At 32.0% G+C, this 24,362-nt stretch carries 19 protein-coding genes; 8 read left to right on the forward strand and 11 right to left on the reverse strand.

Features of this window, described 5'->3' with window-relative positions; all coding sequences use genetic code 11:
• The first annotated feature begins 94 nt into the window (after window positions 1-94).
• The 5 genes from H3T83_RS08560 (at window position 95) to treC (ending at window position 7,521) form a co-directional block, all read left to right on the forward strand.
• Window positions 95-1,513, forward strand: coding sequence for an McrB family protein (locus H3T83_RS08560; RefSeq protein WP_086321097.1), 1,419 nt, complete (start codon window positions 95-97; stop codon window positions 1,511-1,513).
• Between the two features lie 5 nt (window positions 1,514-1,518).
• Entirely contained in the window at window positions 1,519-2,607 is a 1,089-nt protein-coding gene (locus H3T83_RS08565) for a 5-methylcytosine-specific restriction endonuclease system specificity protein McrC (RefSeq protein ID WP_198215544.1), read from the forward strand.
• A 586-nt stretch (window positions 2,608-3,193) separates the two neighbouring features.
• On the forward strand, window positions 3,194-4,156 hold the full coding sequence (treR, locus tag H3T83_RS08570; protein WP_198215545.1) for a trehalose operon repressor TreR: 963 nt from the start codon (window positions 3,194-3,196) through the stop codon (window positions 4,154-4,156).
• A 182-nt stretch (window positions 4,157-4,338) separates the two neighbouring features.
• The gene (treB, locus tag H3T83_RS08575) at window positions 4,339-5,766 is read left to right on the forward strand and encodes a PTS trehalose transporter subunit IIBC (RefSeq protein ID WP_198215546.1); all 1,428 of its coding nucleotides are present in this window, start codon (window positions 4,339-4,341) and stop codon (window positions 5,764-5,766) included.
• A 78-nt stretch (window positions 5,767-5,844) separates the two neighbouring features.
• On the forward strand, window positions 5,845-7,521 hold the full coding sequence (gene treC, locus H3T83_RS08580; RefSeq protein WP_198215547.1) for an alpha,alpha-phosphotrehalase: 1,677 nt from the start codon (window positions 5,845-5,847) through the stop codon (window positions 7,519-7,521).
• 485 nt (window positions 7,522-8,006) lie between these two features.
• Here treC and H3T83_RS08585 read toward each other — a convergent pair whose 3' ends face one another.
• The 8 genes from H3T83_RS08585 to H3T83_RS08620 form a co-directional block, all read right to left on the reverse strand.
• Complete coding sequence (locus tag H3T83_RS08585) at window positions 8,007-11,387, reverse strand: lipopolysaccharide assembly protein LapB (RefSeq protein ID WP_198215548.1); 3,381 nt, start codon at window positions 11,385-11,387, stop codon at window positions 8,007-8,009.
• A complete protein-coding gene (locus H3T83_RS08590) occupies window positions 11,387-11,716 on the reverse strand; it encodes a hypothetical protein (protein WP_144190112.1) in 330 nt (109 codons plus the stop codon). Before H3T83_RS08590 ends, H3T83_RS08585 begins: the two co-directional genes overlap by 1 nt.
• A gap of 341 nt (window positions 11,717-12,057) precedes the next feature.
• Window positions 12,058-12,780 (reverse strand): IS1 family transposase, encoded by a 723-nt coding sequence (locus H3T83_RS08595; protein ID WP_198215549.1) that lies wholly within the window; start codon window positions 12,778-12,780, stop codon window positions 12,058-12,060.
• Window positions 12,781-13,012: 232 nt separating this feature from the next.
• A complete protein-coding gene (locus H3T83_RS08600) occupies window positions 13,013-13,609 on the reverse strand; it encodes a hypothetical protein (protein WP_086356998.1) in 597 nt (198 codons plus the stop codon).
• A 12-nt stretch (window positions 13,610-13,621) separates the two neighbouring features.
• Window positions 13,622-14,389, reverse strand: coding sequence for a PD-(D/E)XK nuclease family protein (locus tag H3T83_RS08605; protein WP_198215550.1), 768 nt, complete (start codon window positions 14,387-14,389; stop codon window positions 13,622-13,624).
• 111 nt (window positions 14,390-14,500) lie between these two features.
• Window positions 14,501-14,968, reverse strand: a complete 468-nt coding sequence (locus H3T83_RS08610; RefSeq protein ID WP_198215551.1) for an STY0301 family protein — start codon at window positions 14,966-14,968, stop codon at window positions 14,501-14,503.
• 97 nt (window positions 14,969-15,065) lie between these two features.
• A complete protein-coding gene (pdxY, locus tag H3T83_RS08615; protein WP_086356995.1) occupies window positions 15,066-15,929 on the reverse strand; it encodes a pyridoxal kinase PdxY in 864 nt (287 codons plus the stop codon).
• A 14-nt stretch (window positions 15,930-15,943) separates the two neighbouring features.
• On the reverse strand, window positions 15,944-17,224 hold the full coding sequence (locus H3T83_RS08620; RefSeq protein WP_198215552.1) for an MFS transporter: 1,281 nt from the start codon (window positions 17,222-17,224) through the stop codon (window positions 15,944-15,946).
• A 498-nt stretch (window positions 17,225-17,722) separates the two neighbouring features.
• Here H3T83_RS08620 and H3T83_RS08625 point away from each other — a divergent pair, with 498 nt between their 5' ends.
• The 3 genes from H3T83_RS08625 to H3T83_RS08635 are packed head-to-tail and all read left to right on the forward strand — an operon-like array spanning window position 17,723 to window position 21,883.
• Window positions 17,723-19,627, forward strand: a complete 1,905-nt coding sequence (locus H3T83_RS08625; RefSeq protein ID WP_198215553.1) for a beta-glucoside-specific PTS transporter subunit IIABC — start codon at window positions 17,723-17,725, stop codon at window positions 19,625-19,627.
• Complete coding sequence (locus H3T83_RS08630; RefSeq protein ID WP_198215554.1) at window positions 19,617-21,038, forward strand: glycoside hydrolase family 1 protein; 1,422 nt, start codon at window positions 19,617-19,619, stop codon at window positions 21,036-21,038. The genes H3T83_RS08625 and H3T83_RS08630 overlap by 11 nt, the downstream gene beginning before the upstream one ends.
• 5 nt (window positions 21,039-21,043) lie before the next feature.
• Complete coding sequence (locus H3T83_RS08635; protein ID WP_034901038.1) at window positions 21,044-21,883, forward strand: PRD domain-containing protein; 840 nt, start codon at window positions 21,044-21,046, stop codon at window positions 21,881-21,883.
• Between the two features lie 99 nt (window positions 21,884-21,982).
• Here the strand turns inward: H3T83_RS08635 and H3T83_RS08640 are convergent, their stop codons facing one another.
• The 3 genes from H3T83_RS08640 to H3T83_RS08650 are packed head-to-tail and all read right to left on the reverse strand — an operon-like array spanning window position 21,983 to window position 24,127.
• Complete coding sequence (locus tag H3T83_RS08640) at window positions 21,983-22,408, reverse strand: (deoxy)nucleoside triphosphate pyrophosphohydrolase (protein ID WP_198215555.1); 426 nt, start codon at window positions 22,406-22,408, stop codon at window positions 21,983-21,985.
• On the reverse strand, window positions 22,401-23,240 hold the full coding sequence (locus H3T83_RS08645; protein ID WP_065613605.1) for an HNH endonuclease signature motif containing protein: 840 nt from the start codon (window positions 23,238-23,240) through the stop codon (window positions 22,401-22,403). Before H3T83_RS08645 ends, H3T83_RS08640 begins: the two co-directional genes overlap by 8 nt.
• 14 nt (window positions 23,241-23,254) lie before the next feature.
• Window positions 23,255-24,127 (reverse strand): phosphorothioated DNA-binding restriction endonuclease, encoded by an 873-nt coding sequence (locus tag H3T83_RS08650; RefSeq protein WP_198215556.1) that lies wholly within the window; start codon window positions 24,125-24,127, stop codon window positions 23,255-23,257.
• Window positions 24,128-24,362 lie beyond the last annotated feature (235 nt).

Raw genomic sequence — 24,362 nt, forward strand, 5'->3', positions numbered from 1 at the left:
TAACTTAATTTATTATTTAAAGATAGGATAAAATTTTCCAAAAGAATAATTTTTCACTATTAAAGTATCAAATAATTGGATATAAGGACTCAAATTGGAAGGAATAAAAACTTATTGGTTTTTAAGCGCTAAATTTAGTGGTGGTTTGGATCAAACAGAACGTTTTATAAAAGATGGAATTTGGGAAAACGGCTATGAAAACAAATTTCTTAATATAGTTCGTTCTATTGCTGTTGGTGAAAAAGTTGCTATTAAATCTACTTATAATTTAAAAAATAATTTGCCTTTTAATAATAAAGGTCAACCAGTCTCTGTCATGGAAATTAAAGCTATTGGCACAGTAACTAAAAATCATCAAGATGGTAAATTATTAGAAATTGATTGGCAAAAAACTAATTTAAATAAGAAATGGTATTTTTATACTAATTTATCCTCTATTTGGAGTGTTAAAGATGATTTTCCGTTGTCGAAACAGTTAATTGACTTTACTTTTTATGATAAACCACAAGACCTAGATTATTTTCGTAATGCCCCCTATTGGAAATCACGTTATGGTGATGAAGACGATTATTTCCAATATGATGACAATATAGATAATGATGATGTTAATCAACAATTAATAGATAAACAAAGTTATAACTTAGTTGACTTAATTAAAGAAGGTTGTTTTGTTGACGAACAGCTAATATCTAAGATGATTTCAAGTCTAAATCGTAGAAAAAATATTATTTTACAAGGTCCACCAGGGACCGGTAAAACATGGCTTGCTAAACGTTTAGCTAATATTATCGTTGGTTATAAAAATTCAAATAATATCAAATCAATACAATTTCATCCAGGTATGTCTTATGAAGATTTTATTCGCGGTTATCGACCTTCGAGTGAGGGTAAATTAGTTCTTATTGATGGGCCATTTTTGGAAATGGTTAATAAGGCAAGAAATGATTCGCAATCTAATTATGTAATAGTAATTGAAGAAATTAACCGTGGTAATCCAGCTCAAATCTTAGGGGAAATGTTGACACTGCTTGAAGCTGATAAACGAACACCATCAGAAGCTTTAGAACTGACTTATCGACGAGAACATGAAAATGGTATTTTTATACCTAATAATTTATATGTCATAGGAACTATGAATCTTGCAGATAGATCGTTAGCTATGGTTGATTTTGCCTTACGTCGTCGTTTTGCCTTTTTTAATTTATCACCGAACTTTGATGAAGGTTGGTTAAATTATATGATTGAAAAAACAAAACTTTCTCGACAAACATTAGAGAAAATTAAAAATGCTTTGAATGATTTAAATCAATATGTTACCGACGAAAGAATGTTAGGTAGTGCTTTTACAATAGGTCATAGTTATTTAACGCATGATAATGTTATACCTGATGCTTTGTCATGGTATACCGATATTATTGATTCAGAAATTAAGCCTTTATTAGAAGAATATTGGTTTGATGATAAAAATAAACTTGAAACTGCTTTGAATAAGTTAGTACTTAATGATTTATAAATGATATGACCCTTAATCATTTACCTTCATCAAATAATACTCTCAATAAGATACCAATAAGAAATATATGGTTACTTTTGTTATATGCTTCAGATTTATATAGAGACATCAATGAACAACAGAGAGTTAAATTTGAGAAAAACCCTGAAAAAATTATTGATCTTATTGCAGAACTTTATTTTAAAGTAGTTAATGATCGATTACGCAAATCGTTATCAAACGGTTACCAATCTAGGATACAAACTTTAACAAGAGTTAGGGGAAAAATAGATTATTTTGGTACAGCAAGGAAATTTTTGTTAGAGAAAGGTAAGGTTCAGTGTTCATATGATGAATTGACCTGTAACACTCCTAAAAATCAATATATTCATGGTGCCGCACATGTTTTATTAAATCAATTAACTAATCATGATTTACGTGATGAATGTAAAAAAATAATAAATAGATTTAATATGTTAAATGTTGGGCAATTAAAAAGTTATAATTATAAAGCTGATTATTTTGATAAATATAATCGACAAGACATCCTATTGCTGTCTATAGCAAAGCTTATTTTTGAATTATCAATTCCAACTGAATTTGTAGGAAATCACTCGGTTAATATATTGAATAAAACTGATGAATGGCTAAGATTTCTATTTGAAAAAGCAATTATAGGATTTTGTCATATTCACCTTGATCGTAATAAATATTCAATATCATCAGGCAAAAAGTTTAAATGGCAATATACTCAATCTACAAATAATATTGAAAAATTTATGCCTAATATGAAAACTGATTTAATTATTGAAAATATTACGGCAAATAATCGATTAATTATTGATACTAAATGTACTTCAATTTTTTCTCAGAACAGCTACTCTTTTAAGACTCCTCATCTTTATCAGCTTTATGCTTATGTAAGAAGCCAAGAACACGATAATGATCCATTATCTTTATCATCATCGGGAATGTTATTATATCCAACGGTAAATAAATCAATATATGAACATGTGATAATTCAAGGGCATAAATTAATTTTCTGTACTATTGATTTAACTCAAGATGCACAATCAATTAAAACTAGTTTATTAACTTTATTCTCTGATATATAGGTGAAACTTCAAATCAAAATATAGCACTAAAACTAGTAGAGTTTAAGCTTATTCAGAAAAGGGGCTATTCTGCCCTTTTTTAATAAGTATGCTTGGCGCTTAGCCATCAAATTCTTCCCAATCAAAATAAAATTCATCTCGGTTTAGATTTTTATTACGAGCAATAATTATCGTCTTTGGATAAGAGTTTTGTTCAGTTTTCGATGTAGCATATTTACAGTGATCGCCAATACCATCTCAGCGTAGGATTTGTTAAACACAATAAAGAGCTAATGCTGTGGTTGATAAATTCAATGCAATCAACGTAATGATTAAAAATCATTTATTGAGTCAATTTAAATGCTTAAATGATGGCAGTCATGAGAATAATTGACTTTGCTATCAAGATTTCGCAGTCGATAACAATAAATCGATTACTAGCAATATAAGCTGATTATTATAATAAAAACAAATTAAAACAATACACTAATATTATTTTTCAATAACAGATTAAGTTGTTTTGCCACCGTATAATAAGCGTCAATATCGCTATTTTCTTTAATCTGTATTACTATGATTTAATTGATATTCATTCAACAAATCGATTATGAGTAAATCATCAACTAATTTAACCATTAAAGATATAGCTAAATTAAGTGGCGTCAGTAAATCGACGGTTTCACGAGTGATTAATCACGATCCTATGGTGAAGGAATCAACTCGCAATAAAGTGATGGCAATTGTTGAACAATATCAATTCACGCCTTCAAAATCAGCAAGAGCAATGCGTGGTTATGGTAATAAAGTGATTGGTATTATTGTCACACGCCTTGATTCAATATCTGAAAATCATGCAGTGCAAAGTATGTTGCCGATTTTTTATGCTAATGGCTATGATCCTATAATTATCGAGAGTCAATTTAGTGCCGCAAAAGTCGCCGAACATCTAACGATGTTAAGAGAAAAACAAGCTGATGGTATTATTGTGTTTGCTTTTACGGGATTAGACAGTTCATTGTTAACGGTTTGGCAACATAAATGTGTGGTGATTGCTAGGCCATTTCCGGCTTACTCTTGTATTTGTTATGATGATATTGGTGCAGTAAACAAAGCACTAACTTACTTATATCAATCAGAAAAACATAAAAAAATAGGTTTTATTGGTGTTGATAAACAAGATCAAACTACCGGTGGTTTACGTTATCAGGCCTATATTGATTTTTGTACTACCTATAAAATTCAAGCCAATGTCGTACTTGGTAATTTAAGTTATTATTCTGGTTATGAACTTGCCGAATCGGTGTTAGTTCATTCACCAACAGCGATAGTTTGTGCTACTGATTCGATTGCTTTAGGCTTAAATAAATTTTTATCGGAAAAAAATATTAATAATATTGTTGTTATTAGTATCGGTAGTAGTGAGTTACTAAATTTCTTATTTTCTCAAACGATAACTGTTGATCTTGGTTTTGATAAAGCGGGCATCTATGCTGCAAACGAGCTATTACTGATGTTAGAAAAACAAGTAAACGCTAAAATTATTACTGTTCCATCCCAATTACTGAAATAACTCACTGTGTATCGCATTTAGCTGTGATTATCTGAAATTTGTGAGGTTTATCACAAAAAGGGAACGTTCCCATTTATTTAAATAGTAATTCCATTTATGCTTAATCTCTATCAAATTAGGATCGAAATGATTTAACTAAAAACTAAAATATTGGCTTAAATTGAAAATAAGGAGATTTAACAATGGCGAAAGCACCTAAAGTTTCAACCGCATCAATTATGCAACTAATTGAGCTGGTTGGCGGAAAAGAAAATATTGCCAGTGTCACCCATTGTTTAACCAGATTAAGATTTGCGCTTGCTGATCCGAAAATAGCCAATGTTGACGCTATTGAAGAATTACCTTTTGTCAAAGGTTGCTTTAATAACGCCGGGCAATTCCAAGTTATTATTGGCACAGATGTTGACCGTTATTACAAATTACTCACTGAACAGTTAAATATTGATGAAGCAACCAAAGAACAAACCAAAGCCGCAGCTAAACAAAATATGTCCTGGTTTGAACGGTTAATCTCGAATTTAGCGGAAATCTTCGTGCCATTATTACCCGCACTCATTGCGGGTGGTTTACTACTTGGCTTACGTAATGTGATTGGTGAAATGCCAACCATTGACAATAAACCGCTAATACACACTTTTAGTTGGCTGATACCAATTAACGATTTCCTATGGTTACCGTGTGAAGCTATCTTTCACTTCTTACCAGTAGCTATTTGCTGGTCTACAGTGAAAAAAATGGGCGGATCACCGGTTTTAGGTATTGTTTTAGGCATTACATTAGTTTCACCGCAACTGATGAATGCTTATGATTTGGGTAAGGCCATTCCCAAGGTATGGGATTTTGGTTGGTTTACCATTGCTAAAGTTGGCTATCAAGCACAAGTTATCCCGTCAATTTTTGCCGGTTTAGCGTTAGGATGGATTGAAACACGGCTTCGTAAAATTATTCCTGATTACTTAAATTTAGTTATCGTGCCAATTGTTGCCTTAATGGTATCAGTCGTCTTAGCTCACTTCGTTTTAGGACCAATTGGGCGCATGCTTGGCGATGGTATTGCTTATGTGGTTAAGTATTTAATGACCGGTGATTATGCCTTTATTGGCTCTGCTATTTTTGGCTTCTTCTATGCACCTTTGGTTATTACTGGTATTCATCACACCACATTAGCTATCGATATGCAGATGACCGAAAGTATGGGCGGCACACCTATTTGGCCAATTATCGCCTTATCCAATATCGCCCAAGCATCAGCGGTGGTTGGTATCATCTTAATAAGTAAAAAACATAATGAACGTGAAGTATCCATTCCTGCAGCAATATCTGGCTATCTCGGTGTGACAGAGCCAGCGATGTATGGTATCAATTTACGCTATAAATTCCCGATGTTTTGCGCCATGATTGGTGCTGCTTGTGCCGGATTAATTTGTGGCTTATATGGGGTGTTATCCAATGGTATCGGCGTCGGTGGATTACCCGGTATCCTATCGATAAAACCTGTCTTCTGGGCGATTTATGCCTTGGCTATGTTGGTGGCGATTGTGGTGCCAATCGTATTAACCGCCATTGTTTACAAAATAAAACAGAAAAAAGGCACGCTCAATGTCCAATAAAGAATAGCGAGGGTGATTCACCCAACTTTACAGAAGGGTGAATATTACAATTTACTGATTAAAAATCAAGAGCAAGCGATGAATAAAATTGATATCCCTTGGTGGCAAAACGGCACCATTTACCAAATTTACCCAAAAAGCTTTCAAGCAAGTCAAGACAGTTCCACTGGTGATCTATTAGGTATCATCAGCCGATTAGATTACCTAAAAAAACTTGGTATTAGTGCAATTTGGTTAACGCCGATTTACCCATCACCACAAATTGATAACGGTTATGATGTTTCCGATTATTACGATATTGACCCCGCTTATGGTTCAATGGCTGATTTTGAGTTACTAGTGAAACAGGCGCATGAACGTGGGATCCGCATTATGATGGATATGGTGTTTAACCATACCTCAACCGAGCATCCATGGTTTAAATCAGCCTTAGATAAATCTAGCCCTTATCGCTCATTTTATATCTGGAAAGATGCTAAAACCGACGGCAGTGAACCCAATAACTGGCGATCCAAATTCGGCGGTAAAGCGTGGCAATGGCATGAACAGTCAGGGCAGTATTATTTACACTTATTTGCCAAAGAGCAGGCGGACCTTAATTGGGAAAATCCGCAAGTTCGCTTTGAAATTAAAAAAGTGTGTCAGTTTTGGTCAGACAAAGGCGTGTATGCCTTAAGGCTAGATGTGATTAATTTAGTCTCCAAACAACAAGATTTTGCCGATGATAAAAACGGGGATGGTCGCTGCTTTTACACGGATGGACCTAAAATCCACGAGTTTTTACAAGAAATGAGCCGAGATGCCTTTCAACCCAATGATCTAAAAACGGTGGGGGAAATGTCTTCGACCTCGTTAGCTAACTGCTTAAAATATGCCTCGTTAGACGGAAAAGAGCTAACTATGACATTTAATTTCCACCATTTAAAAGTCGATTATCCAAATGGCTATAAATGGGCATTAGCCAAACCGGATCTACTCCAGTTAAAAAATATCATCGGTGAGTGGCAAACCGGGATGCATAATAAAGCTTGGAATGCTATTTTCTGGTGTAATCACGATCAACCGCGAATTGTGTCACGCTTAGGCAATGAAAGCCAATATCACACAGAATCCGCCAAAATGCTTGCCATGTTGCTATATGGATTACAGGGTACGCCATACCTTTATCAAGGCGAAGAGATCGGCATGACCAATCCCCATTTTGATAATATTAATCAGTATCGTGATGTTGAAAGCCTAAATATCTACCACGAAAAAATAGCCGAAGGTATGGATAAAGCGGAAATCTTAGCCATATTAGCGAGTAAATCACGTGACAACAGTCGTACGCCTATGCAATGGGATGATAGCTTAAATGCTGGTTTCACAACGGGGCAACCATGGATTGAGGTAGCAAATAATTACTCACAAATTAATGTCAAAGCCGCATTGGCTGATCAGAATTCGATCTTTTACTGCTATCAAACATTAATTAAGTTACGTAAAGAGTATCCAATCTTTATTTTTGGTGATTATCAAGATTTAACCGCCAATATTGCTGATTATTGGTGTTACTTGCGCCGTTATAATAACCAACAACTATTAGTGATAACCAATCTTACTGAACAACCCGTTAACTGGCAGTTACCAAAAACCTTACAAGGTACTAATTGGCAAATATTATTGAGTAATTATCAGCAAGCAACAGCATTCGACGCTGAAATCCAATTAAGACCATACGAAGCATTATATTTATTGGCTGGTGATGATAAATAATAAGCTTTAGTAAAATTGAATGTAAAAAGCGCCGTTATTAAAATGAGCGCTCTTTTTATTAATCATCATGATTGATATAAGTGATTACGTCAGTCATTCAAGCACAAGAAAATGCCGGTTTAATTCAAACCTTATCTTGAGGATGGACTTTTTCATAACTATATGATTATAAAAAGTAACTAAAAATTCTCAACATGGAATTATTGTGTTTTATAGCATCTATTTTCTTATTAAGAAAAATTAAGACGGTATAGACTCTTCAATATTTTTTACAAAAGTTTGGGGAAAGGTAAAGGGTTGGTAGTTTTTTATTAAAATATATTTTGCTATTGGAACACTAAATAGAAAAGATGTATTAACTAAAATTGTTATTAAATTTTAATAATTATAGAGCTTTGAACAAGCAAGAAAAAGTATAATGACTTAATCATTAAACTAAAATTATAGCAATTTGATTATTCGGTAATAATTAATAATGTTTTAAATTATTTTTCTAAATTATCAAAGTTAGATATTAGCCTATTAATTTCATCAAAACTCATAAAATGGCCCAAAATAAAAGAACTTCCAGCTATTGATAACCATTCAAAAAGTGATTCAATGTTTTTATGAGCTTTAACAAGAAGCCATAAATAAAATGCTATTTTTTCTTCACTTTTTAAATCGCTTGGATATTTTAATATATTATTACAACATGCATAAAAAACATCATCAGCACCAAAGCTAAATGGACTATTAATTTTAAAATTTTGCTTAGAATTACCTAATACAAATTTGCCCTGTCTTATACCATTAGATATAAAGGTGGATAAAATTAATGCAAGGAATTTTGCATACCCTTTAAAATTATTACTTATTGCTTGAGGATATTTATTTATCATTTTTACAAGCCAGATATCCGCAAAATTATCTTGTGATTCTGCTAATAAATAAAAATCATCTAAAGTTGATACATAAGGAATATACTCTGAGACATGTAGATAAAGGCCTAACTTTTTAGATTGAAAATCTAATAAATTTCCTAATTTAGCGAATAAATTTATTGGGTTATAAATTTTTATATTAGAACTTTGTAGAGCTTCAATAAATGCTTGGTCAATACATAATAAGTGGATATCAAGGCTAATGGCTGACAGTATTGTTAAATATGTCCCTTTATCCATAAAATTTTTAAAGAATAATAATAAAGGATTAACATCAATAAGTTTAGGATAAACAATATCAGCTATCTTGATAATATGTTTCATTTCTATGAGCATATCACTAAAATTTTTTATTATATCTTCCGAAGTTGTTCTTGTAAGTTTTCCATTCTTATCAACCCCTGCAGTCAAATATTTTCCTGATTCAATTTTCGCAATCCAATTTTCTAAATATAATTTAGTTTCAATTGTTATTTTTAAATTTAGTCCAGCTTGTTCTATATTTTTTGATAACTGAGTTAAAGTTAAATAACAAATAGTATAAATATCTAAAACTATATCTTTTGCTAACTCATCTCCAACATTAATTAAATTGTGTTTTACATATTTATTATCTGTAAATTGTTCTAAAGCAGCTTGAAAAGGATCTTGAACTTTACCCATAAAATAGGATTTAATGATCATTGGATAGAATGGATTTTTAAAGATTTCAGTTTGTTGGTCATTCTTATCTAACGTTAATTTTTCTTTAAAAAATTCAATCATTTCATTTGGATCATCAGGTACAGTAAAATAATAAAAACAATCACTTCCATCGTTTAATTTATTTCTTAGTTCATGGGCTATCCTTATTGCAGTTTCATACGGAGTCATTCTTTCAAGGATTTCAATGACATTCATAGAATATTTACGACTTTCTCCAATTGATAATTTGTTTAAGAATTTTGCTATTGGCGATGAGGCATCTAGAATCATTTCGTGATTTAAAGCTGGATTTTCTACAATTAATCTAGTGATGGTTTCATTGTCTAATTTATAAGTTATTCCACATAAACAATTATTGATCTTGTTTGAAACTAATAGTTTATTATCGGGTTCTGAGCTAAGTTCATTATCATTAATACCTAAACTAAGATGAAAATTACTAAGATAAAAAGCTGCTTTATTGGGATCTTGGAGAAACCATGAAACAATAATTTTTTCAGCTTTATTGAAAAGGTTATTTTTAGCCATCAATATTAATAAATTATTGCCTACTTCACTTGGTTCATTAAATAGCTCTAGCGGGATATCGTTCAATATGTTTTCGATTTTTTCTGTTCTTAACCTTATGTTTAAATGGACTAAATATTCCCAAGATTTTAAACATGATTTATTATAACTTAATGCCTCTTTAATTATGTTTACTGCTTCAACAAGATTTCCTTCAAATGAGGTAATTGCTGCTTTAATGATAAAAATATCGTTATTCCATGTCTTTTTTTCAACTTTATTTAGGAACCGGGATAGTTGTGAATATTGTTGTCCTTCATATAAACTATTTATATAAATATAGATTAATTGAGAATTCCAAAAACTATCCTGAATTGGGATTAACAAGTTAAGTAAACGACTTGATTCATAAGCTAAACCTATATGAAATAATTCTTTAGCAATCTCTAAAATATATTCAGGGTTGAATTCTTTTATTATTTCCGAATATTTATTTATTAATAAATTAAAATCACATCGAATTTCATTAATGTATTGCAAGTCTTTATTATTTGTCACAGATAATGTTTTTAAATAAAAAGAATTGAAATGTGACTCTGTTATATCTTTGGTAGAAAACTCTCCATATTCTTCAAGCCAATTTCTTATTTGTTGTGAAGATGCAAATCGACTTATCAGGAAAACTTCTTTCGGCGAAATCTGATTTCTTCTTAATACTTTTTCTAATTGTTCATTTTTATAACTTTTGTCATCAAATACTTTTTTGAAGTCTATATCTGATATATCAACCTTTTTAATCACAATATTTTGATCAATACAATGAGCTACAAAATTATCTATTTTTTCAACTTTATTTATATGTTTGCTACATAATGAAAGTAAGTCCTTGTGATCACCTCTTAAATAATGAATCATTGGTGTTGCAATATTAAAAATACGATAATTTCTATTTTTGGATATCTCAAACAAGTGTATTAATTGATTACAAATATCCATTAGTTCACTTCGTACCTCTGCCGAACAGAGCCAATAATGAGTATTACTTATAATCGGATTTAATTTTACTGCTCTTGAGTATAATATTAAAAATTCGCTATTATAAGATTTAAAATTGTGATCTAAAAATTGCGCAACTTGATATGCAAATTCGCCTTCATTATGGCACAATGCTCCATCAATAATACCTTCTAATTCATTTTCTGTTAGAGAAAATTTTTTTGAATTAAAGACTTCTATTAATTCATCTACATCAGCTAAAAAGTGGTAATAGGATTTTTTAGCATATTCACCAGGATCCTCTTCATTCAGATAACGTTCTTTTGCTGCTGTATCATTATTTTGATGACAACTTAATTTAATGAAAGCTGACAAACAAAGATCTCTAATTAATAAGTTTTTATATTTTGACAGATATCTATTAATTACTGATAAGGCATTATCTATATTTTCTTTTGCAATGAGATCCGCATGTATAGAAAGTGTTTCAATTATTGCAGAACTTTCCTCATCTAGGCAACCAAGTGACTGTAAAGTGGTAAGCTTTATTTTTGCTTCATCAATTTTATAATCCCTTAAATCATTGAGAATTTGTGTGACATTTTTTTGGATACTTTTAGGAGCAATTTCTTGATAAATATTTAAATTTTCAATAGAAATATTTTTATTCCCGCTAATATTATCACCAGTACCTTTATGAATCTGAATTGAATGATTGAATTCATTTTTATCCATTATCTGTTACCATTGATAATCTTATTGCCAATGATATTGTCTCCTGTGCCAGAGTGAATTTGAATATCGATATCAACATTATGGGCTGAAATTTTGCTGAGTAATTCTTTTATTCCATTTGAAGAATTTATCTCTCTTTCTATTGCTTTTTCGCTCATTTCATCATTTAAATTTAATTCTTGCAGCTTGACTGTTAATTTTTCTAAAGTAGTATCATCCATTAACCATTTTTTTAAATTGTTTGCTAATACATCTTTTGTTATTAACATCCCTTTTTTAAATATATCGTAAATAACACCAGATAGTATTGTTGTTGTTATAAATTCCATCTTCAAACCTTTCAATAAATTAAGTTATATTTATATAAAATACTGTATAATTATACAATAAATTTGTCTTTAACAATATGTATAATTCTGTTCTATAGAATTATTAAAAATGATCCTATGAATTTTCTGATAAGAAGAAATAATTTATTTATATCTCCATTAGATATAATTAATTAACAATTTTGAGCTAATGGCTTTTTGTATCATAAAAAATACTAACATCTAAACTATCCCACTAAAATTGCAGATAAATCGATACTCTTCTAAAGAGCCTTAATAAACCACCAACGATATTATAAGACGGTATAGACTCCTCAATATTTTTTACAAATATAATAATATTATTTTGCTTTAATATGTGGACTATTCGCATTAATATCTAACCAGGTTTGACGATAACGCTGGCGTCGCTTTGTTCGGCAGTAGTTAACTAAAAGTGTAAATCCTTGTTCTTCCATCAATGTAAAAAAATAGCGCTGCCATTTAGCTGCGGTATTGGTATTAATGTCTAATTGTTGCTGAATGGTTTTATATGTTTCACCTTGCAGCAATAAATCAATAAACGGCAACCATCGTTCATGGTGAGATAACTTATTAAGTTGATATTTTTTCAGTGGATTAAAGGTTCGCCGACAGGTTTTACAACGGAAATTAAGCCGATGGCCAATGCGAATAGTATTCAAAGAGTGGCAATAATCGCAAGGCATGACAGACGTCTTAAGTAGCCCAGTAAGCCACGATTTAAAAGCCTTAGCTTGCTGAAAAACTTCTGTTGGTTTTGCTTGAGCAAGGTTAAGAATCGCTTGATAAAGATCTAGTTCATATTGTGCTAACAACTGACGAATAACATTATCCCACCGCCGCGCTGCTCGCGCTGAAAGGTTAAATTTATCTGCAATAAAGCTATGTGGTTGATTGCTTAATGTCATTGGCGCAATATTTATGAATAATGAAGCTGGTTTAAAACGTCGACATAAAGGCGTTGTCGCCACCAAATCCGGCAATGCTAGCAAAAAACGCTCAGCGGCAAGATGTTGCTTAATCGGTAATAGAGAATGATACATGATCGTTGACCTTATGATGGCATAGACTCCTTAATTATTTTTACAAATAATATGGTTGAAGGTAATGCAAAGTCTAAAAGATTTTATTTAAAAATAAGAATCATCACTGAAGCGATTATACCAATTGTACTTTATTCCTATTTAATCTACACACTAAACTAATACATATTATATAGCCTTGTATATTAATATATCGTTAGAGTTTTTAATTATATGGATAACTTGAATTAAATCAGTTTATTAGTTCTTTGTATATTTGATCTATAACTGGAAAAATATTATTTAAACAATTTAATGCCTCATTAACGGGATCTCCAAGTACAGTATCTATACCATTAGGATAATTTTCTATTAATTCGCTTATATCTTGCGTTATGGGTATAAATAAATTTCGACAATTATAAACAAGTTTCACATTATTTTTTTCAAATAAACTTCGATTATTGTCATAATATTTTTTAAGTTCTCTTTGCCATTCTTGCTGTTTATATTTATTGCCCCAAGAAAAATACCAGCAAAGTCCGAATTTTGTATGTTCAGTACCATTTAAATAAGATAACCAACTAATACTTTCATTCTTTATATCATCATCTAAATCAAACGAAAAATAGGAAAGAGCTTTATCCCAATGTGTTGGATAAAATATTTGAGATTTTGTACTCCAAAAGTTACCGCCGCACACCCAATGCTTTTCTTGTGTCCACAAATAAATATAACTATCTATATGGTTAAATATGTTTTTTTGGATTTCCTCTAATATATGGTTTGTCTGCTCAATCATTTTTAAATTTTCAATGATTAATTGATAAACTCCATTATTTTCTGACATTATTGCCTCCGTTTATTGAAACATTCTTTTTATATAAATATAGTATTGATTGAGAACTTTTTGTAAAAATGGGCGTGAGCTTTGGATGGTTGAAAATCGCCTTAGTAACACTGCAATTTCTTGCCAGGATAAACAAATCACTTTATTTAACATTGAGTTATAATCATCATCTTGTTGATCCTTAGGTTGTCTACCATCTTTGGTTAGAAAGATTAACTCCCAAGGTTTATTTTTATTCTGCGCAGATTCTTTTTTGCCTAATCTATAATATCTAATTAATTGGTTATTGGTTTCGGATGCTTGCACTTTTGCTTCTATAAAAATCAGAAAGCGTTCATTTGCTATCTTAATATCAACGCGACTACTTTTTTCATCTTCATCACTTTCATAATGTACTTCAGTAGAGGTGTAGTAAGGAATATTGATGTCGTCTTTCGTTATAGTGAATTGAAAGTTTGAGCGATTATATAAATAATCGATAAAGTAGTGGAAAAATTCATTACCAAAACCGTGTGATCCTTTATCATCTAATAACCATGATAGAACATTGCAGTGTTTTACTTCATCAAAGCCAATACAACAAATATCCCAAATATTAATTGCATGACCTTCATTTAAATAGGTTTTATAATGTGATTCAAATTGCTCGGTAAACGCAATAAACTCATTGCTATTAATAGTAGGTTTTATTGTTACATTAGGATGATATTTTAGTTTCTTCCATTCGTTAAAATAGTTAACTAAATGATTGTATAACTGTTTATTTGATGCAGTATTCAACTACTATTCCTTCCATTTCTATCCAATTTTCTTTTTTAGCTAAAATTAGTATTATTTTTTGCTACAATTGTATTTAAATAAGTTAAAGCGCTTAATATTAAACAGTGAAATTTATTCCACTGTTTGCAATTTGCTGGTACTACAGATAAGTTTGGCTTTTATGGCTTGGTTTTTATCATTTGAATAATCCGCCCAGCAACTTTTCATCGATGGATCGATTTTTTTTACTAATTGGACTTCATCGCCATTATAGCTACAACTAACGTAGTTTCCATTTTCATCATAGGCTGAATTGATTTGCCAAGTAAGGTCATGTTTTTTGCCATCAATAATGCCAGTTTCAGGTTTTAATTGAAATAATTTAACTGGCTCATCGGAATAAACACCAATACCACTGAGTAGTAAACTACGGTTTTTTTTCATTGAAACTTGCCAACCCTCAGGAGTTGCTTCAAGTTCGGGATGATCGGATTTAATATTGATTCGGGTTGGGCAATCAAGTTCATAAGCAGTAGCTACTCCAATAGTTGCCAACCACGCTATTACAATCAAACTAATATTTATTCGGTAACCTTTCATATCATACATCCTGTTTATATGGCATATTAATCTATTATTAGCGCTTTTAATTAATTATGCCAATAATCTAAATCAAATTATTTTTAAAATGCTGTTTTTATAATAATGGTGTTGCTCGATACTGTAAATCAGGTTTTTTTAGCCAATCTTGTGAATCAATAATCGCTAGTTCTCTAGCCTCTTTTTGTTTGGTAACAGCTAATACGTGATTCGCTGCATTGGCGGCTAGTTCAAATGCATTTAATTGTGATTTGCCATTAATTAAATGAGCAGTGAACAAACTACAGATTAAATCGCCAACGCCCAATGGACGATAAGGAAAATCATATAATGGACGGGCAAGGTGATAACTTTGCGATGGTGTGGCTAATATCATTTCAAACAATTCTGTGGTTTTACCGGCATGGACTAAATTTTTAACTAAAATTGCCTGGATAGGTTGATTTTGCAGTTTTTTAATTGCCGTTTGTACATCGCTAAAGGTTTTAATTTCGATATTCGATAATATCTGTAATTCTAATAAATTCGGCGTAATATAGTCTGCATGTTTAATCGCTTGTTTAGTGAAAAAATCAATAATATTTTGCGGTAGCGAACTGCCTTTATTAATATCTCCGCCCATAACCGGATCGCACACATAAATGGCATTAGGGTTATAATATTTTATCTTTTTTACTGCTTCGATAATTTCTTCACCTTGTTCGGCAAGGCCAATGTAACCTGATATGACGGCATCAATTGATTTTAAAACGCCAATTTTTTCGAGACTATTTACGATCCGTGTAATTTGCTGAGCTCCTAATACAATACCATCATAATCGGGGTAAACCGTATTACTCGATAGTTGTACTGTGTGGATCGGCATGACTTCAACGCCTTGTAATTGCATGGCTAATGTGGCAACTTTGTTGCCTGCATAGCCATAAACAACATTAGATTGAATTGATAAAACGGTTTTCATAAGTAGTTGCCTTTTTATTCATCATAATAGTGATAATGGCTTAAAAGATAGATGCTGATAATGGATAGCATTGCTAATCCGCAATAAAATAGTGCTAATGGTAACCAATAAGTTTGGTAGGTAAAGATAATATAACCCCCGATCAATGGAATGAGGCTACCAAAAATAGCTGCGCAACCTTGATAACTCATGGATAGTCCAGTATAACGAATTCTAGTAGGAAAAATTCGGCTTAAATAACCCGCTATCACGCCATAGAAACCACTGTAACAGATCACATTTAATGAAATACCAATAATAAAGCTAGTTTTTGTTCCTGCTTGAATAATTGGGAATAACAAAAATACAGATGCCATAGCCAATATTGCTGAAATAATTAAAAAGCGTGTTGCTGAAAACTTTTCTGAAAAATAAGAGATAAATGGTTGCGCAATAAAGTGTACCATTGCAATCCAAAATAGTGCATCAACGATGATCTTCTTCTCAACACCTAGTGCCATTGTGGTATAACCAATCATTAGCGTATTAGAAAAAATACCACTAAATGATAGTACATTGGCGCATATGGCTAATACCAGTATTGGCGTTGCCCGTTTAAACACTTCAATAATTGGCACAGACTCTTTTTGTTTCAGGCTAGCTTGCTTTTTAGCTGATTCGATAAATACGGGTGACTCAGTTAAGGTAATTCTGGCAATAATTCCAACAATTAATAAAACAAAACTGACTAAAAATGGGATGCGCCAATAACCGCTATCTATAAGTTTATCGGTAGGCAAGCTAATGATGTAAGAAAAAACCAATAATGCGAGGATATTACCAGCCGGACTACCCCACTGAGCAAACGATGAGAAGAAGTTTTTTAAGCCTTTGGGAGCATGTTCATTAGCCATTAATACTGCGCCACCCCATTCACCACCGACAGCAATACCTTGTAAAATACGTAATCCAACTAACAGTATCGGTGCGATGATTCCTGCTTGTTGATAAGAGGGTAACAAACCAACACACGTTGTAGCAATGCCCATTAATAGCAAGGTAATAATTAGTGATTTTTTCCGCCCTAATCGATCGCCAATATGACCAAAAATTATTGCACCTAATGGTCGAGATAAAAAACCAACTGCAAATGAGGCAAACGCCCCTAAAACTTGCACAAATTGATTATCAGAAGGAAAGAAAAGCTGACCAAAAATTAAGACTGATGCTAACGCATAGATATAAAAATCATACCATTCAATGGTAGTACCAATAAAAGCAGCAAAAGCGACTTTTTTAGCAGATGAATTGGGCATAGTTAGACCTTGGCAAAGCCAATAATGAATGTAGTTAGTTGAGACAAAGAAACTAACACAAAACCATTAATATCACAATTTGTTATCTGATAAGAGAAGAAAAATTATGTAAAAAGATGATTGTTCTAATTTTAATTATAATATTGTCATTTTAAGATAATTAGTGATTATTCACAGTGGATTGTTTGGGTTATTTTATTAAATAAAGAGTTCAATTGATTGCACAAAACTGAAATTGAAAGCACCTTAAAAATTAGTAAAAATATTAAAGTTCGCGCTTAATTAACGCATAGCAATATAATTATCTAAGTTATATAAAATAAGATATAGATCACATTTATTGAATTTTAATTTGAAATCAATATTAGTTATATATACTATCGGATCCATTAAGGCATGTTACTGATTTAATTCAGGCAGGACCAAAACAAAAACTTATCTAGAAGGTGAGTTTTTGTTTTGGTCTTTTTTTTTGGATCTTTTAGAGTGAGTGTATATATGGATTATCAACAGTTAGGAATACAAATTTTGCGGTTAGTTGGGGGAAAAGGTAATGTTAATTCCTTGACTCATTGTGCAACTCGTTTACGGTTTGATCTTTTTGATAAAAATATCGTTGATTGTGATGCAATCATGAAATTGGCTGGTGTTATTAGTATTGTAGATAGTGGAGGGCAGTTCCAAGTAGTGATCGGTAACGAAGTCCAACAAGTGTATCAAGCTATTAGTCAAAATTTATCTAACCAAGAACATGGCAAGGTAAGAAGCAAAAAGAAAGAAGGAATACTTTCATATATTATTGGTATTATATCCACTTCATTTACGCCTGTAATTCCTGCATTAACTGGTGCGGGGATGATTAAAGCGTTATTAGCTATATGTAAATTAATGGGGGTGTTATCGCCAGATAGCCATACCTATTATTTGTTGGATATGTTGGCCGATGCGGCATTTTTCTTTATGCCTATTTTGTTAGCCTATGGTGCTGCAAGTAAATTTTCGTGTAATCCTATTTTAGCTATGACTATTGCAGGTGCAATGTTACACCCCAATTTAGGAAAATTAATGGCGTTGGGTCAAGATGTTTCTTTTATTGGTATCCCAGTTAAATTAGCCGATTATGCAGGTTCTGTATTACCTATCATTATTACCGTATGGGCAATGTCTTATATTGAGCGCTTTGCTGAAAAAGTGACTCCATCAATGATAAAATTTTTTATCAAACCAATGATTATTCTATTGATAGCTGGGCCATTAGCATTAGTGATTATTGGTCCATTTGGCATCTTACTAAATGATTTAGTTGCACAAGGGGCGGGTTATATAAATAGTAAAGCTAGTTGGTTAATTCCAATGTTAATGGGCGGATTACAGCCATTTTTAATTATTACCGGTACAGCTTGGGCAATGACACCAATTGCAACAGGACAATTAAGCCGTAATGGTTCTGAAATGATTAATGGCCCTGGTATGCTAGCCTCAAATATAGCACAAGGTGCAGCTACATTATGTGTAGCAATCAAAACTAAAAATAAAAATCTAAAACAACTTGGGTATTCTGCTGGTTTCACCGCATTATTAGGTATTACTGAACCATCATTGTATGGCGTAACCTTAAAGTTAAAACGCCCATTAATTGCTTCAATGATAGGTGGTGGAGTTGCTGGCGTTTATGCAGGGGTATCTGGATTATTACGTTATGCTTTTGTATCACCAGGATTAGCTGGTTTACCTGCTTTTATAGGCGATAACCCGATGAATATTGTTCATGCTCTGGTGACATGTTGTATTGCGATAGTCGTAACATTTGTATTGACATGGTTTATGGGATTTGATGATCCAATTGATGAGGATGATTTGATTAAAACTATTGATACAGAATCAACATTATCTTCAACAAATAACTCTGTCGCTGCTGATTTGAGTAATGTTATCTTAAGCAGTCCTTTAACAGGAAAAGTAATACCACTATCAGAAGTAAAAGATGATGTTTTTTCAAAAAATTTGATAGGTGATGGTATAGCCATTGAGCCTAATCAAGGTAAAGTTGTTGCACCAATTAGTGGTAAGGTTGTCAGTTTACTTGAATCAAAACATGCGATCGGTATAAAAAGTGATCAGGGTATTGAAATTTTGATCCATATAGGACTAGATACCGTTAAGTTAGGTGGCCAATTTTTTACAGCTAAAGTTGAACAAGGTCAGCGGGTTAATATTGGTGATGAGTTAATTGAATTTGATTTAGCTGCTATCAATCAAGCTGGTTATATGACAACTACCCCAATAATTATTTTACATTCAGATCAGTATTTTGTTGAAAATTTTAAGAAAAATATGGTGGCAATAGGTGATGATCTGATATTAGTTAAAAAAGCAAATCAAGGTGATAATCATGCTCTATAAAACATTAAAACCGTTTCCTCAAAATTTTTTATGGGGAGGATCAACATCGGCTTATCAGTTTGAAGGGGCATGGGATGAAGATGGAAAATCTCCGTCAATTGTCGATATGTATTGCCATCCTGAAGATGTAGCCGATTTTAAAGTAGCAAGTGATCACTATCATCATTATAAAGAAGATGTGCGGCTTTTTGCTGAATTAGGCTTAAAAGCCTATCGTTTTTCTATTGCTTGGACGCGTATTATTCCTGATGGTATTGGTGACGTTAATCAACAAGGATTAGATTTTTATCATAACTTAATTGATGAACTTAAACGTTATGATATTGAACCAATAGTAACTCTATATCATTTTGATTTACCCTATAAATTGGACAAACAAGGTGGATGGAGTGAACGATCAACCATTGATGCTTTTGTCCGATATACTGAAGTTCTATTCCAAAATTTTGGTAAAAAAGTTAAATATTGGTTAACAATTAATGAACAAAACACCATGATTCTTCATCCTGGTGCAATTGGTGTTCCTGAAAATGGTAAATTACCAGATAAGAAAACACTTTATCAACAAAATCACCATATGTTTATCGCTCAGGCTAAAGCTATGCAGCTATGCCACACTCTTTGTCCCAATGCTAAAATTGGGCCAGCATTAAATATTACTTCAATGTATGCTGAAACTTGCCGACCTGAAGATGCTATAGCAGCTCATAATTGGGAAACTATTCGATGTTGGAGTTTCCTCGATACCGCTATTTTGGGGCGTTATAATGCGTTATTTTTAAGTTATTTACAGGATAGAGGACTTTGCCCAACAATTTTGGCAGAGGATCTCGTTGTATTAAAAAATGCTCAACCTGATTTTATTGCCATAAATTATTATTCAACAGCAACAATTGCCGCCAGTAAAGGAAATGATTCCGATATATCAGCCAGAGCTGGCGATCAACAAATCATGCTGGGTGAACAGGGCGTTTATCGAGCAGCGGAAAATCCTTTTGTCGACAAAACGGCTTATGGATGGGTAATTGATCCTATTGGGTTAAGATTAACCTTAAGAAAAGTTTATGAACGTTACAATTTACCAATTCTAATTACTGAAAATGGCATTGGAGCTCCAGATAAACTTAATGCAGATAATACTGTTAACGATGATTATCGCATCAACTTTATTAGCCAACATATAACCCAAATGCAATTGGCTATCACCGATGGTGTTGAACTTATTGGTTACTGCCCATGGTCTGTTATTGATGTGGTAAGTACTCATCAAGGTTATGGTAAGCGTTATGGTTTTATCTATGTTAATCGAGGCGAATTTGATTTAAAAGATATGAAACGTATCAAGAAAAAGAGTTATTTTTGGTATCAGAAATTAATTAAGGCTAATGGGCAGTTGGATAAATTGACGTAACCGTTATGATAACATTTAAAGTTGATAAAATTTTAAATAACAGCCTAGTATTATCCAAAAATAGTGATAATAACGAGGTGATCCTGATGGGAAAAGGGATCGGTTTTAATGCTAAAGTTGGTGATCTGCTTGATGCTGAGCAGATTGAGAAATGTTTTGTTTTACAACAAATAACAGATATTCAAGGTTATCTTAACTTAATTGAATCATTACCTGATGATTACATCGAGTTAACGAGATTTTTGTTAGATTATGCGAGCAAAACATTACAAACTACCTTTAGAGAAACGCTATTTTTTACCTTATTAGATCACCTCAATTATGCTATTGAAAGATATTATTCAGGAGTGGTTATTCAAAATCGCTTGTTATACGAAGTGAAAAGCTTTTATCCTAAAGAGTTTGAAGTTGCAAAGTACGGCATAACCTATATAAACCAACGTCTTAATATTAGTTTACCTGAGGAGGAAGCCGGTAACATAGCCTTTCATTTAGTTAACGGCCAATCACATCAACAAACTATGCAGCACACGTTATTGTCCGTTAAAATGTTGAAGGATATATTCAATATTATTCAATTTAATTTTGCAATTCGAATAGATAAACAATCGTTACATTATTCACGCTTTTTAACTCATATGCAGTTTTTTATTCAGCGTATTTTTGAGCAGAAGCAGCTACAATCTGATAATGATTTTGTTTTTCAACAGGTGATTAGGCAATATCCAGATGAGTTTAAATGTGCAAATGTCATTAAAAAATATTTAATCAATCAGCTTAATATCACGATTTCAAATGAAGAAATTCTCTATTTAATACTACATATCATTCGTATTGTACATTAAATCAAGCAAACAAAAGTCAGCTTTAATATGTATATCGATAATTAATACCAAAATGAAAGATTATTGCTAATAATCGTTGTGCAACTTTATCATTTGCTTTTAATATTCGATGGTTAATTGTTCATTTAGATCTGTTTCAATATTCTGCAAATATGAAACAATCGGTAAGTCAGCCTGCGCCCAATCTAGATCGTTTAATTCATTACTATCTAACCAACAAATCTTATTATGTTCTAAACATATTGGATCATTATCAATTAGCTGACAAAGAAAAGCGTTGATTTTAACTGTGCCAAAATCATAATGATGTTCTGTTGTTAATAAGTATTTTTTGATCGAGATACTACAACCTAATTCTTCTTTAATTTCCCGAATGAGTGCATCTTCTAATTGTTCGCCGGGCTCAACTTTTCCACCAGGAAATTCCCATTTATAGGCTAGATATTTCGTGTTAGCTCGTTGAGTACATAGAAATTTACCATTTTTAATAATTACAGCAGCAACAACATTAATAATTTTATTCATTCTTTAAAGCGATATCTCGCCCTCTTAAAGTTGCAATTTTTTTCAATTTATTTATATCATCTATATCTTTAACAATATGCATTTTTCGATGGCAATTAGGACATAGTGCAACAGTATTTTCAATTGCATCCTCACCACCTTCAGACAACCAAATAATATGATGGCATTCTAAGTAAGGAATTTTGTCTTTTGTTGTAAATGGTGCTGGATTTTCACAAAGGTCACATCTACCGTTAGCTTTACGTTTAATAAATTCAGCTAGTTCAGGACTTCTTATATATTGAGGAGTAAGAACTTCGCGTTTACCAGGTTTTTTATTTTGCTTAATAACTTTATCTAATAATTTATCAATTTTATATTTATGAACCTGATGTTCTTTGGCTTTTACATAATTAGATAATATTTTTATCGGTAATTTGTTTTCGATAAGCTTGAGTGGAAAAATCCATACTTTACGTAAATTTTGGTTGGCATCTAATTGCTGAGTTTGATAAGGATCAGCAGCCTTGGTAAGACGGCCTAAATAGGTATATTCTTTATCTTTAAATACTTCAAAATAATGTACACTAATACCATTAGATTCAATTTCATTTAGTGTTTTATTTTGCATAAAATCTAAGCTTTGATCTCCTTTTTGCCCCATCCCTGTGTAGTAGAGTATGTCTCCATTCCAAGTATCAGAGTAAACAGATTCAATATGATTAGTAATAAGAACTAATGTACTTGTTTTATTAGATTTTCTCATTCCCCCTTGAGGACTACACTTAAATATTTCACACAATTGTTTATTATTTAGGATAACTCCAGGCGTTAGATTTTTAATTTTGTCCATTATTATTTTTTTCCTTAATCCCTAAACACTTCTCTAACATGCCATTCAATAAATCTGTCATGTAAATAATCATTTTTCATTCGAGGTAATAAAATGTTTTTGCCGTCGAAATCCCAAAATAGTTTTTCAACTATGTGGTTTCCATTTACGCCACTTGATACTTTGATTTTTAAATTACAATCAAGACCTATAGCGCCCATATCGAAGGCGGAATGATGTAGTGAACATAGTGCTAAGCCATTATTTACAATGCATGGTCCGCCGTGTTGTTTCCATTTTACGTGAGCAGCTTCAAGGCCGATTGATACTGAGTCATGCCTTAAATCGTAACCGCAGATGGCACATTGATAGTTGTATGCTCGTAATACGATTTGTCTGAATTTAGGATCTCGGTATTTATTCGATTCCATAAGATTGAAACCCAATCGGTTAATTAAGTTTTCTTGCACACTTTCAGTAAAATGCTGACTTAAAATTTGTCCTGCTAATTGATCAATAATGGTAGGGTTTGTTTTTATCAGTCGATACGTTTGTTCATCAAAGCCACCGAGTACTTGGTGTGAAGCAAGGCTTTTACTAGTTGGATCTTTACTTGGTAAAATTGGATTAGTACAGTTTTCGAAATTAATGAGTTGCCAAAAACCGTCATTTTTCAAACGCCAAAAAGGCATATTGGGATAATAGTGTTTACGTTGAGGACCAAACCGAGCGAGTAAATCATGTAAAGGTTTTTCAATTTCTTTTTCATAATCAAACAAGCGATCATGACCTTGTTTATATTGTGCTAATACATAAAGTAATAATAAAGGTTTATGTGGAGCTCGTTGATCGCCTTTTTTCCAAATAGTGATTTCGGTAATTTTTTGTTGTAATTGTTTAATATCCATTAGCACTCAAAATAAAGGTAATAAGTTGGAAAATATTACAAATATCGTATTGTTTTTGTGATCTGCCTCACAAAAATTTGAGTTAGTGTGAAAAAATACTGATCATAAAAGGTAGCGCTCAAGAAATTTCTCTTAAGCATTACAAATAAAGGCTTTAAAGCTATTTTATGGATACACGCCATTATCGAACCAAATGTATCCGAGTTTGTATCCGATTTTGTACTTGATATGGGGT

Origin of the sequence: Gilliamella sp. M0320, assembly GCF_016101635.1 — a bacterium.
GTDB classification, from domain to species: domain Bacteria; phylum Pseudomonadota; class Gammaproteobacteria; order Enterobacterales; family Orbaceae; genus Gilliamella; species Gilliamella apis.

What these genes read in the sequence shown, in the direction of transcription:
- H3T83_RS08595 (WP_198215549.1), bottom strand. Translation starts at nt 12,780, where the DNA reads ATGTATCATTCTCTATTACCGATTAAGCAACATCTTGCCGCTGAGCGT.
- treB (WP_198215546.1), top strand. Translation starts at nt 4,339, where the DNA reads ATGGCGAAAGCACCTAAAGTTTCAACCGCATCAATTATGCAACTAATT.
- pdxY (WP_086356995.1), bottom strand. Translation starts at nt 15,929, where the DNA reads ATGAAAACCGTTTTATCAATTCAATCTAATGTTGTTTATGGCTATGCA.
- treC (WP_198215547.1), top strand. Translation starts at nt 5,845, where the DNA reads ATGAATAAAATTGATATCCCTTGGTGGCAAAACGGCACCATTTACCAA.
- treR (WP_198215545.1), top strand. Translation starts at nt 3,194, where the DNA reads ATGAGTAAATCATCAACTAATTTAACCATTAAAGATATAGCTAAATTA.
- H3T83_RS08585 (WP_198215548.1), bottom strand. Translation starts at nt 11,387, where the DNA reads ATGGATAAAAATGAATTCAATCATTCAATTCAGATTCATAAAGGTACT.
- H3T83_RS08625 (WP_198215553.1), top strand. Translation starts at nt 17,723, where the DNA reads ATGGATTATCAACAGTTAGGAATACAAATTTTGCGGTTAGTTGGGGGA.
- H3T83_RS08565 (WP_198215544.1), top strand. Translation starts at nt 1,519, where the DNA reads ATGACCCTTAATCATTTACCTTCATCAAATAATACTCTCAATAAGATA.
- H3T83_RS08645 (WP_065613605.1), bottom strand. Translation starts at nt 23,240, where the DNA reads ATGGACAAAATTAAAAATCTAACGCCTGGAGTTATCCTAAATAATAAA.
- H3T83_RS08610 (WP_198215551.1), bottom strand. Translation starts at nt 14,968, where the DNA reads ATGAAAGGTTACCGAATAAATATTAGTTTGATTGTAATAGCGTGGTTG.
- H3T83_RS08640 (WP_198215555.1), bottom strand. Translation starts at nt 22,408, where the DNA reads ATGAATAAAATTATTAATGTTGTTGCTGCTGTAATTATTAAAAATGGT.
- H3T83_RS08650 (WP_198215556.1), bottom strand. Translation starts at nt 24,127, where the DNA reads ATGGATATTAAACAATTACAACAAAAAATTACCGAAATCACTATTTGG.
- H3T83_RS08635 (WP_034901038.1), top strand. Translation starts at nt 21,044, where the DNA reads ATGATAACATTTAAAGTTGATAAAATTTTAAATAACAGCCTAGTATTA.
- H3T83_RS08600 (WP_086356998.1), bottom strand. Translation starts at nt 13,609, where the DNA reads ATGTCAGAAAATAATGGAGTTTATCAATTAATCATTGAAAATTTAAAA.
- H3T83_RS08590 (WP_144190112.1), bottom strand. Translation starts at nt 11,716, where the DNA reads ATGGAATTTATAACAACAACAATACTATCTGGTGTTATTTACGATATA.
- H3T83_RS08630 (WP_198215554.1), top strand. Translation starts at nt 19,617, where the DNA reads ATGCTCTATAAAACATTAAAACCGTTTCCTCAAAATTTTTTATGGGGA.
- H3T83_RS08620 (WP_198215552.1), bottom strand. Translation starts at nt 17,224, where the DNA reads ATGCCCAATTCATCTGCTAAAAAAGTCGCTTTTGCTGCTTTTATTGGT.